General features: G+C 72.7%; 9 protein-coding genes. 3 read left to right on the top strand and 6 right to left on the bottom strand.

From position 1 onward, the window contains the following. Positions 1 to 44 precede the first annotated feature (44 nt). Complete coding sequence (locus tag FPZ41_RS38045) at positions 45 to 2489, bottom strand: SpoIIE family protein phosphatase (RefSeq protein ID WP_152868327.1); 2445 nt, start codon at positions 2487 to 2489, stop codon at positions 45 to 47. Positions 2490 to 3030: 541 nt separating this feature from the next. On the opposite strand from FPZ41_RS38045, the gene FPZ41_RS38040 reads away from it, so the two are divergent. Continuing rightward, positions 3031 to 5082, top strand: a complete 2052-nt coding sequence (locus FPZ41_RS38040; RefSeq protein WP_152868325.1) for a phosphocholine-specific phospholipase C — start codon at positions 3031 to 3033, stop codon at positions 5080 to 5082. Between the two features lie 78 nt (positions 5083 to 5160). On the opposite strand, the gene FPZ41_RS38035 is transcribed toward FPZ41_RS38040, so the two are convergent. Beyond that, positions 5161 to 6126 carry a DMT family transporter gene (locus tag FPZ41_RS38035; RefSeq protein WP_152868323.1) on the bottom strand — a complete coding sequence of 322 codons (966 nt, stop codon included), beginning with the start codon at positions 6124 to 6126 and terminating at the stop codon, positions 5161 to 5163. After that, positions 6123 to 6950, bottom strand: coding sequence for a phosphatase PAP2 family protein (locus tag FPZ41_RS38030; protein ID WP_152868321.1), 828 nt, complete (start codon positions 6948 to 6950; stop codon positions 6123 to 6125). Before FPZ41_RS38030 ends, FPZ41_RS38035 begins: the two co-directional genes overlap by 4 nt. 199 nt (positions 6951 to 7149) lie before the next feature. Between FPZ41_RS38030 and FPZ41_RS38025 the strand changes: the two genes are divergently transcribed. Continuing rightward, entirely contained in the window at positions 7150 to 7791 is a 642-nt protein-coding gene (locus FPZ41_RS38025) for a TetR/AcrR family transcriptional regulator (RefSeq protein ID WP_152868319.1), read from the top strand. A 201-nt stretch (positions 7792 to 7992) separates the two neighbouring features. Here the strand turns inward: FPZ41_RS38025 and FPZ41_RS38020 are convergent, their stop codons facing one another. Genes FPZ41_RS38020 through FPZ41_RS38010 form a run of 3 tightly spaced genes read right to left on the bottom strand, consistent with a single transcriptional unit; the run spans position 7993 to position 11523 of the window. Continuing rightward, positions 7993 to 8973, bottom strand: coding sequence for a DUF2510 domain-containing protein (locus tag FPZ41_RS38020; RefSeq protein WP_152868317.1), 981 nt, complete (start codon positions 8971 to 8973; stop codon positions 7993 to 7995). 60 nt (positions 8974 to 9033) lie between these two features. Next, a complete protein-coding gene (locus tag FPZ41_RS38015; protein ID WP_322621249.1) occupies positions 9034 to 10218 on the bottom strand; it encodes an anhydro-N-acetylmuramic acid kinase in 1185 nt (394 codons plus the stop codon). Between the two features lie 3 nt (positions 10219 to 10221). Then, complete coding sequence (locus tag FPZ41_RS38010; RefSeq protein ID WP_152868315.1) at positions 10222 to 11523, bottom strand: MFS transporter; 1302 nt, start codon at positions 11521 to 11523, stop codon at positions 10222 to 10224. Between the two features lie 233 nt (positions 11524 to 11756). Here FPZ41_RS38010 and FPZ41_RS38005 point away from each other — a divergent pair, with 233 nt between their 5' ends. Then, the gene (locus FPZ41_RS38005) at positions 11757 to 14438 is read left to right on the top strand and encodes an ATP-binding protein (protein ID WP_152868313.1); all 2682 of its coding nucleotides are present in this window, start codon (positions 11757 to 11759) and stop codon (positions 14436 to 14438) included. Positions 14439 to 14582 lie beyond the last annotated feature (144 nt).

The raw sequence follows: 14582 nt of genomic DNA, 5'->3' as shown, positions 1-14582 counted from the left end.
ACCGTCAGGCACCCCACCCCACCCCACCCTGCCCGGACCCCGTGTCACGGGCGCGCTGAGGTCTGGTCGGGCAGGGGCTGTTCCGCCCAGATCGTCTTGCCGGTGGGCGTCTGGCGGCTGCCCCAGCGCTCGGCGACCTGGGCGACGAGCAGGAGCCCACGCCCGCCCTCGTCGAAGACGCGGGCCCGGCGCAGGTGCGGTGCGGTGCCGCTGCCGTCGGACACCTCGCAGATGAGCGTCGCGTCACGGATCAGCCGCAGCTCGATGGGGGCGTCACCGTACCGGACGGCGTTGGTGACCAGCTCGCTGACGATGAGTTCGGTGGTGAACACCGCCTCCGTCAGCCCCCAGGACGCCACCTGTTCGCCCGCCATCCTGCGGGCCCCGGCCACGGTCGCGGGGTCCTGCGGCAGCTGCCAGGTGTGTACCCTCCCGGCGTCGAGCGCGGATGTGCGGGCGAGCATCAGCACGATGTCGTCGGCGGCACGGCCGGCCAGCACGGTGCGCAGCACCTGCTCGCAGGTTTCCTCCAGTGGTTCGGCCGGGCTGCTCAACGCCTGGCGCAGCAGGGTGAGCCCGACCTCGATGTCGCGGTCGGCGGCCTCGACCAGACCGTCGGTGTAGAGGGCGAGCAGGCTGCCCTCCTCCAGTTCGACCTCGGTGGCCTCGAACGGCAGGCCGCCCAGACCGAGCGGCGGCCCGGCCGGCAGGTCCAGGAACCGTACGCTGCCGTCGGGGGTGACCAGGGCGGGCGGCGGATGCCCGGCGCGGGCCATGGCGCAGCGCCGGGACACCGGGTCGTACACGGCGTACAGACAGGTGGCCCCGACCTGCCCGGACGCTTCGTCCCGCCCGCGCACCTCCGGGCCCTCCTCACGGTCGAGCCGGATGACGAGGTCGTCCAGCTGGGTGAGCAGTTCGTCGGGGGCGAGGTCGACGTCCGCGAGAGTCCGTACGGCTGTCCGCAGGCGGCCCATCGTGGCCGACGCGTGAATGCCGTGGCCCACCACGTCGCCCACGACGAGGGCGACCCGGGCGCCGGACAGCGGAATCGCGTCGAACCAGTCCCCGCCGACGTCCGCACCCGAACCGGCCGGCAGATAGCGGTAGGCGATCTCCATCGCCACCAGCCCCGGTGGCCGCTCGGGAAGGAGGCTGCGCTGGAGCGCCAGGGCCGTCCGGCGTTCACGGGTGTAACGGCGGGCGTTGTCGACGCTGACCGCCGCCCTGGCGACCATCTCCTCCGCCAGCAGCAGGTCGTCGTCGTCGAAGGACTCCACTGTCCGGTGCCGCAGGAAGTGCACCAGGCCCAGGGTCACCCCGCGGGCACGCAGCGGCACCATCATCACCGAGTGGATCATGTACTTTGCCACGGTCTCGGCGCGGGCCGGGGAGGACATGATCCACTCCCGCACCTCCGGATCCTCCGGCTTGCGCCGTGCGCCCCGGCCGGTGAGCAGCGCCCGCACCGGCAGCGTGTCCACGGGGTAGACCATCGTCTCGCCCGAGGGGACCACCGACTCCGGGCAGCCCTCCAGCACCGACCGCTGCGCCGTGCGGTGAACGATGACGGGCTCGTCCAGCCGGATCGGTTCCGGCTCGTCGCCCCGTAGGACGGACGCCAGCAGGTCCACGGTGACGAAGTCCGCGAACCCGGCCACGGCCACCTCGGCCAGTTCCTCGGCCGTCCGGGTCACGTCCAGGGTGCTGCCGATACGGAGCCCGGCGTCGTTGAGGACCGCCAGGCGGTGGCGAGCCCAGTACTGCTCCGTGGTGTCGAACAGGGCCGCGGACAGTCCGTGGACGGTGCCGGTATCGTCCTTCAACGGCGAGACGAACACCGACCAGGCCCGCTCCCGGGCGTCACCCCAGGCGGGGCCGTGGCCCTCGTGGAACACCATCCGGCCGGTGCGCAGGACCTGCCGCTGAAGGCGGTCGTACTCGTCGAACGGTGGGCTGGGCTCGATCTCCCACAGGGTCAGGCCCCGCATGTCCTCCTCGGACCTGCGCATGAGCCGGGTCATGATCTCGTTGGCGGCCACCAGTCGGGCCTCGCGGTTGTAGACCGCCACCGGCATGGGGAGCTGCGCCAGCGTGAGATCCCACAGCGCCGCCCTTTCCGGGTCGGCCCGCCCGGTGATGCTCGCCGGTACGTCACCGGTGACGAGCCAGAGCCTCTCGCGGCCCGCGTCCAGCAGCGGTGTTCCCCGCAGGCGCACCACGACACGGCCTCCGTCCCGGTGTCGCAGCGCCACCTCACCGGCCCACCAGTGCCCGTCGGCCAGGTGGCGCCGCACGGACCCGGGCAGCTCGTCGGCGAGCAGGTCGGCCGCGGTGCGGCCCACGACCTCGGCGGCCTCGTATCCGAGCAGTTCCCGAGCTCCGGCGCTCCACATCCTGACCGCCCCACCGGCGTCGACGACGACCGCCAAGTCCTCCGGTGTGCGTCCCTCCACGGTGCCTCCGGATGTGACGTCCCTGCTGTTCATGGGCCTTCTCTTCCGCAGTGCCGCTCGGCCGGGGCCAGGCCGGAGCAGCCGGGGGCCCCGGGCAACATCCGGGTACCCCTCTCCAGCGTCCCGCCGCGCCGCTTCCCGCTCAACCGAGGGCGCGGGGGATGTTTCGGGCCGTGCGATGAGGAGCCACGGTCACGCGGTGGCCTGATCCCCCGCTCCCCGTGGGCGTCCGGAGCCCGGGGGAGCGGGGGATCAGGCCCCTCCGCTGTTCGCACCCCGGACGACCATCCGTCACACGCGCGCCACGGGCTCTTCCCCGACGTTGGCTGCGCTTAGGGCCTGTTCTGAGTTCCCCGCCTGCGCCCCGACGCCCGGCACGCACGCTCGCCGCACGGCGTCGCAGGACAGGTGGCTCCGCCACATGACCTGCGACACCGCACGCCGATCGCACGCACCGAACGCCGCTGCGCCCGCGCTCCGCGCGGACGACGGGGAACTCAGAACAGGCCCTAGCACACTCCCTGCCCGCAGGCCACATCCATCGCACCACTCCAGGACAAGAGGTCACCCGCCCATGCCTGAGGTCAACCGGCGTCGATTCCTCCAACTCGCGGGCGCCACCACGGCGTTCACCGCTCTGTCCACCAGCATCGAGCGGGCGGCGGCGCTGCCCGCGAACCACCGGTCCGGCACCATCGAGGACGTCGAGCACATCGTCGTCCTGATGCAGGAAAACCGCTCCTTCGACCACTACTTCGGCGCCCTCAGAGGTGTCCGCGGTTTCGGCGACCCGCATCCGGTGACCCTCGACAACGGCAAGTCCGTGTGGCACCAGTCGGACGGCACCAAGGACGTGCTGCCCTTCCACCCCGAGGCCGACGACCTCGGCATGCAGTTCCTGGAGGGCCTGCCGCACGGCTGGCCCGACGGGCACGCCGCCTACAACGGGGGCAAGTACGACAAGTGGATTCCCGCCAAGGGCACCACGACCATGGCGTACCTGACGCGCGAGGACATCCCGTTCCACTACGCGCTGGCCGACACCTTCACCGTCTGCGACGCGTACCACTGCTCGTTCATCGGCTCCACCGACCCGAACCGCTACTACATGTGGTCGGGTTACACCGGCAACGACGGCAGGGGCGGCGGCCCCGTCCTCGGCAACGACGAGGTCGGCTACGACTGGACGACGTACCCGGAGCGCCTCGAAGAGGCGGGCATCTCCTGGAAGATCTACCAGGACATCGGCGACGGCCTGGACGCGAAGGGCTCCTGGGGCTGGATCCCGGACGCCTACCGCGGCAACTACGGCGACAACTCGCTGCTGTACTTCAACAAGTACCGGAACGCCAGGCCCGGCGACCCGTGGTACGACAAGGCCCGCACCGGCACCGACGTCAAGAACGGTGACGGCTACTTCGACCGGCTGAAGGCGGACGTCAAGGCGGGCAAGCTGCCGCAGATCTCCTGGATCGCCGCGCCCGAGGCCTTCTCCGAGCACTCCAACTGGCCCTCGAACTACGGCGCCTGGTACATCGCCCAGGTCCTGGACGCCCTCACCGCCAACCCCGAGGTCTGGTCGAAGACGGCGCTGTTCATCACGTACGACGAGAACGACGGCTTCTTCGATCACCTCGTGCCTCCGCTGCCGCCGCGCTCCGCCGCCCACGGCAAGTCCACCGTCGACGTCGGCCCGGACCTCTTCGCGGGGAGCTCCAGCCACGTCGCCGGTCCGTACGGCCTCGGCCCGCGCGTGCCGATGCTGGTCGTCTCGCCCTGGAGCAAGGGCGGTTTCGTCTGCTCCGAGACCTTGGACCACACCTCGATCGTCCGGTTCATGGAAAACCGCTTCGGGGTGCACGAGCCCAACATCTCGCCGTGGCGGCGCGCGGTCTGCGGCGACCTCACCTCGGCCTTCGACTTCTCCCGCAAGGACAGCCGGCCGGCCGAACTGCCGGACACCGACGAGTACGAGCCGGCGGACCGCGAACGCCACCCCGACTACCGGCCGACGGTTCCCGCCGACCCCAGCATGCCGAAGCAGGAGCGCGGCCTGCGCCCCGCCCGCCCCCTGAAGTACGAGCCGAGGGTGGACGGCTCGGCCGACCCGGCGGCGGGAACCCTCACGCTGACCTTCGCCTCCGGTCCCGAGGCGGGCGCGGCGTTCCTCGTCACGTCCGGCAACCGCACCGAAGGGCCGTGGAACTACACCACCGAGGCGGGCAAGAGGATCTCGGACACCTGGAACTCGTCCGCCTCGAACGGCTCGTTCGACCTGACCGTGCACGGCCCGAACGGCTTCCTGCGCGTCTTCAGGGGCCCGGGCAAGGCGGCCGGACCCGAGGTGACCGCGCGGCATGTCGGCGACGACGTTGAGCTGACGTTCACCAACAAGGGCTCCCGCACGGCGAACCTGACGCTCACGGACGGATACGGCGGCCGCCCCCCGGCGTTCCGGGTGCGGGCGGGGGCCATCGTGCGGCACACGGTGGACCTGCGTGGCGGCAAGCGCTGGTACGACCTGACCGTCGCCTCCGACACCGACGCGGGCTTCCTGCGCCGGTTCGCGGGGCACGTCGAGAACGGGCGGGCCGGGGTGAGCGATCCGGCGATGATCACGTACTAGGACACCCGGGTACAGCAGCAGGCCGGGGCCGCCGTGAGCGGCCCCGGCGGCGGCCCCGGGGGTTCACGTCGAGAGGGATCACAAGGGAGTCAGGCGCCCAGGAGGGGGAGAGGTCGGCCGACGGGGCGCCAACGAGGGTTCGTACGGGGCTTGTCCGGGCTCCAGCGCCAGGACCGCCGCCACCGGATGGTCGCCGTCCGGGACGGGGAGGTCCACGGGGTGCGGTGGGGGCGTCGCACGTGACAGCAGCACCACACCCCAGGACGCCAGCGCCGCTCCCGCCAGGGCCAGAGGGACACCCGTGAGGCCGGATCGCACCTGTTCGCCCAGCAGCGACAGGCCGATCACCGAGGCGGCGACCGGATTGGCCAGGGTCACCATGGCGAGCGGGGCGCCGAGGCCGCCCCGGAAGGCGGTCTGGGAGAGCAGCAGCCCACCCGTGGCGAAGGCCGCGACCAGCAGGGCGAGCCCGATCACCTGGACGCTGAGCAGTGAGCCCGAGTGGTCCGTCGCGGCCACTGTCACGGTCTGTGTGAGCGCCGACGCGACGCCCGAGGCGAAGCCGGACGCGGTCGCCTGCCGCAGCCCCGGCCGCGCACCCGGCCGGGCGAGCACACCGATCACTGCGGCGGTCCCTCCGGCGACCGCGAGGGCCTCCGGCACGCTCAGTACGTCATGGGGCGCGGGGCCGGACGCGGCGACCAGGATCGCGGCGAGACCGGCGAGCGTGAACGCCGTGCCCCGCCACTCCACCGCGCTGACCCGCCGCCCGGCCAGCCGGGCACCCAGCGGCACCGCGGCCACCAGCGTCAGCGCACCGAGCGGCTGCACCACGGTCAGCGGACCGTACTTCAGGGCCACGACGTGCAGCAGCGCGCCGGATCCGTTCAGGACGACCGACCCCCACCAGGCGCCACTGGCCAGAAGCCGGCCCACGCCCGCGTCACCGCTCCGGGACGCGAGCCGCTCCTGGGCGACGGCCGCGGAGGCGTACGCGACGGCCGAGAACAGCGAGAGGCCGAAGGCCACGAGGGTGGCGCTCATCGGCCCGCTCCGACCAGGACGGGCTCGTCGGTCCTCACGAGCTCCGGGGCGCGCCCGGCGGTCGTCGTCGTGCGGTACGGCAGGTGGACCGCGGCGAGGGCGAGGCCGAGCAGCGCGGCGGCCCCGGCCGCGTCGAGCCAGTAGTGGTTCGCCGTGCCGACGATCACCAGCAGGGTCACCAGCGGGTGCAGGAGCCAGAGCCACCGCCAGCGGGACCGGGTGGCGGCGATCAGGCCGATCGCGACCATCAGCGCCCAGCCGAAGTGCAGCGACGGCATCGCCGCGAACTGGTTCGCCATCGAGTCGGTCGCCGGGGCCGCCGAGTACACCGTGGGCCCGTACACCTGGCCGGTGTCGACGAGGCCCGTGCCGTCGAGCAGGCGCGGCGGAGCCAGCGGGAACACCAGGTGCAGCAGCAGAGCGGCGGCGGTGACGGCGGCCAGGACCCGGCGGGCCCACACGTAGTGAGACGGCCGCCGCAGATAGAGCCAGACCAGGAAGGCCGCGGTGGCCGGGAAGTGAACGACCGCGTAGTAGCTGTTCGCCAGCTGTGCGAGACCGTCGCCGTGCAGGAGTACGGACTGCACGCCGGCCTCGTCGGGCAGGCGCAGGGCCCGCTCCCAGTCCCACACGCGCCCGGCGTTGCGGAAGGCCTCGCCGGTGTGGCCGTTCGCCAGCAGCCGGCCGAACTTGTAGACGAGGAAGAGTCCCGCGACGAGCAGGAGCTCGCGGACGAGAGGTGGCCGCGCGGTGTCGTCGGGCGAGGCCCGGCGCCGTATGGCCGTCTCGGACTCGGATCCTGCAGGCTCGGTTCGGGCTTCCATCCCCCGGCCCCTTTGCTGACGTCGTACTGGATCATCGATACGCGGACGTACCGATACGGTGGTGTACCGAAACGCCACTGTACCGATACGAAGGCGTTTCGGTACAGTGGCGTATCGCTATACACTGTGTGAGACGGACCACCGATCAAGACCACCGATGACCACGGATCAGGCCCCGAGCGAGGAAGAGGGAGAGAGCATGACGTCGCAGGCAGCGGACGGACCGGAAACGGTCGCCGCCTCGCGCCGCTCCAAGATCACGCCCGAGCGTGAGCAGGAGTTCTTCGACGCCGTGCTCGACCAGATCCGCGAGTGCGGTTACGACGCCGTGAGCATGGAGGGCGTGGCCGCGAGCACGCGGTGCAGCAAGTCCACGCTGTACCGGCAGTGGAAGACGAAGCCGCAGTTCGTGGCGGCCGCGCTGCGGGCCCACAGTCGTCCGCGGTTCGCCGACATCGACACCGGCTCGCTCGCCGGGGACCTGCGCGAGGTGGCGGCACGCGCCGGGGCCCACGGGTTCGGCCGTGACGCCCGGCTGCTCCACGGGCTCACCCACGCCATCACACAGGACGAGTGCCTGCGGCGGGCGATGCGTGACGCGTTCGTCGAGCCGGAGATCGCCGGCCTCCGTGAGCTTCTCGACCGCGCGGTCACCCGGGGCGAGATCGCCCCGGACAATCCCGCGACGGAATACGTGCCCGCGCAGATCCTCGGTGTGCTGCGGGGCCGCCCGCTCCTGGAGGGCCGGGACGCCGACGAGGCCTATCTGACCCGCTTCATCGAGGCCGCCGTCCTCCCGGCGCTCGGGCTGGGCGGAGGGCCGCCGGGCGGCCCGCCATAGAGCGCGGGCCGTCGTCCGAGGGATGACCGGACGTCGGCCCGACCGCGCCGCACCGTGGGGACGGGGGCGGCGCACTCCCCGGCCGGGTGGGGTCCCTCTTGAGCGGAGGGGGACTCCACCCGGCTGACTGAGTCTCCGGAGTGCCCCGGCCGAAGCGCCTGGGGAACGAGACCCCCGTGGACCCGGGAAAGCGTCCGCAGGTCAGACGTCCTGCCCGTTGCCGCCGCCCGACATCTTCTTGATGCCCTTGGTGATCTCGTCGATGACGGACTGCTCCGGTGCCTTGGAGCCGACGTCGATGCCGAAGCGGATCACGACGAGCCGTTCGGGGTTGGCGGGCGCCGGGAACGCGAGCGACTCGACGTAGCCGTCGTCGCCCTCGCTCGTGGCGACCTTCCAGCGGACCAGATAGCCCTTCTCGCCCGCCACGGTCACCGCTTCGGAGGCCAGCTCGTCGTGCGAGGTGATCTTCCCGTAGGCCGTGCCGCCGTAAGCCTCCTCGGCGTTCTTCTCGATGTCCGCCTTCGCGGCGGCCTCGGCAGTGCCGGCGTCCAGCTCCAGCGCCTCGGCGGGCGCGGAGTACGCGCCGCCGCGCGTGCAGGTCTTCGAGGTGTCGCCGGGGCATTTGTACGAGTCCTTGGTCGTGACCTGCACGCCCACCCCGAGCGACACGGCGGTCCAGTCGTCGGGCACGGGGATGCCGATGCCGTTGACCGGGTCGACGGCGTACCCGTCCACGATCCGCGGCTGCGCGGACTCACCGGGCCCCGGGCCCTGACCGTCCGGGCCCCCGGAGCCGCCGCCGGGACCACCCTGCCCGTCGCCCGGGCCGTTCTGCTCTCCGGGACTCTGCGAGCCCGCCGCGTTGCCGTTCCCCTCGTCCCTGGTGAGGGCGTACACGCCCACGCCGATGCTCGCCAGGACGGCCGCGGCCACGGCGACGGCTATGCCCATGCGCAGCCCGCGCCGCGGAGGGGCGGGTGGATACGCCGGGTACGGTCCCATGGCCGCCGGGTACGCCTCCGCGGGCGGCACGTGCGTCGGGGGACCCCATGTGGCGGACGGCTCCGCGGGCCGGATCCGGTCCGTCCATGCCTTGCCGTCCCACCAGCGCTCGGTGGCGGGGCCGTCACTTGTCTGCCCGGGGTCGGGGTACCAGCCGGGGGGAGTCTCCTGCGTCATGGGGTCACGGTATGAGGTGAGCGTGAAAGATGGATGAGAAGGGCCCACCTCCGCGACCGGTCACCCGCGCAACACGCCCGGCTCGCACACCATCCGCACCGGCCCCCGCTCGGCGCCACCCCCCGACGGCAACCCTCCGGGAAACCCCCGATGCCCCGGCGTCACCGACCCCAACAGGCTCGCGTGCCGGGCCCCGGTGCTCGTCGGACAGGTGCCCGGCAGCCCATGCACGGTCAGAAAGCCCAGCACCGCGAAGGCGTACGCCTCCTTGGCGGCGGACGGCAGCCCCAGCACGTCGGAGGTGCGCACCGGGACACCGCCCAACTCGTCGCCCAGCATGCCCATCAGCACCGGATTGCGGGTGCCGCCACCGGAGGCGATCACCTCCGTGGCGCGCACGGTCCGGACGGCGTCGGCGACCGTGCGCGCGGCGAGCCGGGTGAGCGTCGCGACGACGTCCTCCGGCCGCAGCCCCGGGAAACCGGCGAGCGCGTCGCGCAGATAACCCGCGTGGAACAGCTCCTTGCCCGTCGTCCTGGGCGCGGGCTGCGCGTAGTAAGGCTCGTCCAGGAGCCGCGCCAGCAGTGGCTCGTGCACGCTGCCCCGGGCCGCCAGGGCGCCGTCCACGTCGTACGGCAGGCGCCCGCCGGTGAAGTCACGGACGGCCGCGTCGATGAGGGCGCTCGCCGGGCCGGTGTCGAAGGCCGTGCCGTCCGGTGCGGTGAGGTTGGCGATGCCGCCGAGGTTCAGCGCGACCGGTGTGCCCGGACGGCCCCGCAGCAACAGCAGGTCGACCAGGCTCACCAGGGGCGCGCCCTGGCCGCCCGCGGCGATGTCGCGCGGCCGGAAGTCGGCGACCACGGGCAGCCCCGTCGTCTCCGCGATCCAGGCGGGCTGACCGATCTGGAGGGTGCCGTGCACGGTGCCCCGGTCGGCCCAGTGGTACACGGTCTGCCCGTGCGAGGCGACCAACTCGGCCCGCCCGTCGCAGAGCCGGCCGTTCGCGTGCAGCGCGGCCGCCGCGAAGGCCTGCCCGATCCGGGTGTCCAGGCGGCACACCTCGGCCAGGGTGGTGGTCGCCGGAGGGAGGGCCGCGGCGAGCGACTTCCGCAGCGCGTCGTCGTACGGTTCGCTGACCAGCCCGAGCGGCTTCAGCGTGAGCGTGTCCCCGTCGAGGCACAGGTCCGCGGCCGCCGCGTCGATCGCGTCGTACGACGTGCCCGACATCAGACCGATCACCCGCACCCCTCAACTCCTCTGCCCATAGCGGTCTCTCCGCGGCACCAGCAGCGCCAGCGCGCTCACCGCGCACGTCACCGCCGCGTAGTACCCCGGGATGTCCACGCTCCCCGTGCGCTCGATCGTCTCCGTGATGACGAGCCCCGCACAGCCCGAGAACACGGCGTTGGACAGGGCGTAGGCGAGCCCCAGGCCCGTGTAGCGGACGTTCGTCGGGAACAACTCGGAGAGCATCGCCGGGCCGGGCCCCGCCATCAGGCCGACGACCGCCCCCGCCACGAACACGGCCACACCCTTCATCGTGTTCGACGTCCCCGCGTCCTGGAGGAGATTGAGGAGCGGCAACGCCAGGACCGTCACCAGCAGCGCGCCCGTCAGCATCACCGGCCGCCGCCCGACCCGGTCGCTGAGCCACCCGGCGGGGACGATCGTGACCGCGAAGCCGAGGTTCGCCAGCACCGTGGCCACGAGGGCCTGCTGGAAGGTCGCGTTCAGACTGCTCTGCAGATACGAGGGCAGCACCACGAGGAAGGTGTAACCGGCCGCCGCCCAGCCCATGATCCGTCCGGCGCCGAGCGCGATGGCCCGCGCGACCTCACGCGCCGGCGGGCGCTCGGCCGACCCTTCCTCCCGGAAGGCCGGCGTCTCGTCCAGGCGCAGGCGGAGCCACAGTGCGCCCAGGCCCAGCGGCAGCGTCAGCAGGAACGGCAGCCGCCAGCCCCAGGAGTTGAGTTCCTCCGCGGTGAGGAGCGTCGCCAGCAGGGCCGCCGCCCCGGCCCCGCCGAGCAGTCCCAGCGCCACCGTGAACGACTGCCACGACCCGTACAGCCCCCGCTTGCCCGGCGGCGCGAACTCCGTCATCACCGACACCGCGCCTCCGAACTCCCCGCCCGCGGACAGCCCTTGGAGCACCCGCAGGAAGGTGAGCAGCCACGGGGCGAGGGCGCCGGCGGTGGCGTACGTGGGCAGCGCGCCGATCAGCGTCGTCGCGCCCGTCATCAGCAGGACGACCATGATCAGCACCGGACGGCGTCCGATCCGGTCACCGAGTCGGCCGAACAGCGCCGCGCCCACCGGCCGGAAGAAGAACGCGAGCGCGAACGACGCGTACGTCTTGACCAGGCCCTCGATCTCGCTGCCGCCCTCCGGTGTGAAGAAGCGGGCCGCGATGATCGTGGCGAAGTAGCCGTAGACGCCGAACTCGTACCACTCGATGAAGTTGCCCACCGACCCCGCGAACAGCGCCCTGCGGGACTGTCCGGGCCGGGTGGCGGTCTGCTGGTCCGGGCCGTGCTCGGGGGCGGCCGTCATGCCGGTTCCTTCCGGGGCGGGAGACCGAACGATGTTGGAAAATTAGCTTCAGCGCGGCGGTCGCCGACTGTCAATAACTTTCACCGGGGCTGGTGAAGGGGGCGCCGCGTCACTCCCGTACACCGGGTGTCACCCGTGTCGGCACCACGTGCCCCGACCGCCCTCCACAGGGGCTCCCGGAGGGCTACGCTCGATCTCCTTACGTCGTTTGGGCGATCTGGGGAGGTACCGGGATGACGGAGGCGCGGCCGGGCGCAGGCGCCTCGGCCTCCCTGTGGGAGCGCGACGCGGAACTCGCCACCATCGAGGAGGCGATCGACGCCCTGCGCCAGGACCGGACGTCCCGGGGCGGCCTCCTCGTGTTCAAGGGCGAGGCGGGCATCGGCAAGACCGCGCTCCTCGCCGAGGCACGTCGCCTGGCGGAGCAGCGAGGCTGCACCGTGTGGTCGGCGCGCGGCGGCGAGACCGTCACCTCCGTCCCCTTCAACGTCGTACGGCAGTTGATGCAGCCGGCCCTGCTGTCACTGATGCCGGACGAGGCGCGGGAATACCTCGGCGACTGGTACGACATCGCCGGCCCCGCGCTCGGGGTAGCGGCCCCGGGTGACCGGTTGGCCGATCCGCAGGGCGTGTGCGACGGCCTGATCGCGGCCGTCAGCCGGCTCGCCCGGCGCGACTGGCCCCTGGTCCTGCTGATCGACGACGCGCACTGGGCCGACAGGGAGACCCTGCACTGGCTGGCCGCGTTCGCCGAGCGCCTCGACGAACTGTCCGTCCTCGTCGTGGTCGCCCGCCGCCCGGCAGATGTCACCGGGGAGCGCGCCGACCTCCTCGACGAGGTCGCGGCCTCGGCCCGCCTCACCGCGCCGCTGAGCGCGCTGACCCCCGAGGCTACGGCCGGGCTCACCCGCGACACGGTCGGCGAACACGCCGACGCGCCGTTCTGCCGCGAGGTCTGGGCGGTCACCGGCGGCAACCCGTACGAGACCGTGGAACTCCTCGCCAAGGTCCAGGACAGCCAACTGGAACCGGTCGAGCCGTCGGCCGCCGAACTGCGCGCGCTGAACCACTCGGCCCGGGGCCGCGGCCTGGTCGCCCGCCTCGAAGGGCTCGGCCTCGACGCCACCCGCTTCGCGTGGGCCGCCGCCATCCTGGGCACCGGCATCACCGTGGAGCTCGTGGCCACGCTCGCCACCCTGAGCCCCGACGAGGCCGTGCACTGCGTGCGGCTGCTCGGCGCGGCCCGCATCCTCACCGAGACCGACCCGGCGACCCGCCAGGTGGGCGACGGGGACCTGGAGTTCGTGCACCCGCTGATCGCCACCGCCGTGTACAACTCGATCCCGCCCACCATGCGCACCGCGATGCACGGCGTGGCCGCTGCGATCGTCACCGCCTCCGGGTTCGGAGCCGCCGCGGCCTCTCGCCACCTCCTGCAGGTGCAGCCGGACGGCGACCCGGAAGTGGTCGAGCAGATGCGCGCGGCGGCGCGCGAGCATCTCGTCATCGGCGCACCGGACGCCGCCCGCCGCTGTCTGGAGCGGGCCCTGCTCGAACCGCCCGAACCGGACATCCACGCGGAGGTGCTCTACGAACTGGGCTGTGCCACGCTGCTGACCTCGCCGGCCATCACCATCGAGTACCTCCAGTCGGCGCTCGCGATGCCGGGCCTCGGCGGCGACACCCGCGTGGACGCCGTGGTCCGGCTCTCGCAGGCCCTCGTCCACAACGGCCAGCTGGAGGACGCCGTCCGTACGATCGACGAGGAGGCTGCCCGGCTCGGCCCCGGCCCCGCCCAGTTGCGCCTGAGGGCAATGCACTACATGTGGGAGGGCCTCCACCCGGGTGAGGATCACTTACCGGAGTGCTCCGAGGAGCTCGCGGTCCTCGCGGCCACCTGCACGGGCCGGAACAACTCGGAGCGCGCGCTGCTCATCCTCCGCGGCTTCGACCTGCTGACGCGCGGCGACAACGCCGAGGAGGTCGTCGAGTACTGCGACCGCGCCCTCGTGGGCGGCCGGCTCGCGCCCGGATTCGGCTGGACGGACACCGAGTGGGGCATCGAACCGCTGCTGATGCTGGCGACCGCGTACGCCTACGCGGACCGGCTCGACCGGGCGGAGAGCCTGTACACGGAAGCCCTGCGCGCCTACGAGTCCGCAGGCTGGAGCGGCGGCCATCTCGCCCTGGCCCACGCCTACGTCGGCCTCGGCCATCGCCGGCGGGGTCGCCTCAGGGACGCGGAGGCCTCCCTGCGCGCGTCGCTGCGTATCGCCGAGCGGGTCGGCCGCCGGCTGCCGCTGTACTGGACGGTGACCTGCAACCTCGTCGAAACACTGCTCGCCCGCGGGCATGTCGACGAGGCGTGGGAGATCGCGGAGGGGTACGGTTTCGCGCCGCCGTACCCCTCCACCATCGTGCTGCCCGACCCCCGCTCCATACGTGCCCGGCTGCTGCTCGCCACGGGCCGCAGGGAGGAGGGCATCAACGAACTGGAGGGCGCCGAGAAGGCCGCGGTCGCCAGTGGCCACCACAACACCGTGGTGGCGCCCTGGAGCAGTGACCTCGCCCGCGCGCTCGCGAGCGAGGACCCGCGCCGTGCGGCCGAACTCTCGGCCGCCGTCCGCCGCCAGGCCGAACGCTTCGGCACCGACACGGCCATCGGCGAGGCCCTTCGCCTCGCCGCGGCCCTGGAGACCGGCCAGCGTGCCACCTCACTGCACGCCCAGGCCGTCTCCTGTCTGTCCGCATCCCCCTGCGCGTACGAACACGCCGCGGCCCGCATCGACTACGCCATCGCCATCCGCTCCGCGGCGGAACTCCACAAGGGTCTGACGCTGGCGACTGCGTGCGGCGCGGATGGGCTGGTGGCCCGGGCGCGGAGGGCGTTGGACGACGGGGTGGGACTGGGGTAGTCCGCTGGGGGCTCCGCCCCCAGCCCCGCCCGCACAATCCAGCCCCTCCGGCGTTTGAGGAGCGGGGGTCCGGGGGGCCGGCCCTCGAAACGGGGTCCGGGGCGGAGCCCCGAAGCAGGGGCCGGGGGCGGAGCCCTGAAGGAC

The organism is Streptomyces acidicola, assembly GCF_009377235.1.
Classification (GTDB): Bacteria; Actinomycetota; Actinomycetes; order Streptomycetales; family Streptomycetaceae; genus Streptomyces; species Streptomyces acidicola.
The sequence above is the reverse complement of the archived record's forward strand: the minus strand, read 5'-3'. Positions and strand labels throughout refer to the sequence as shown.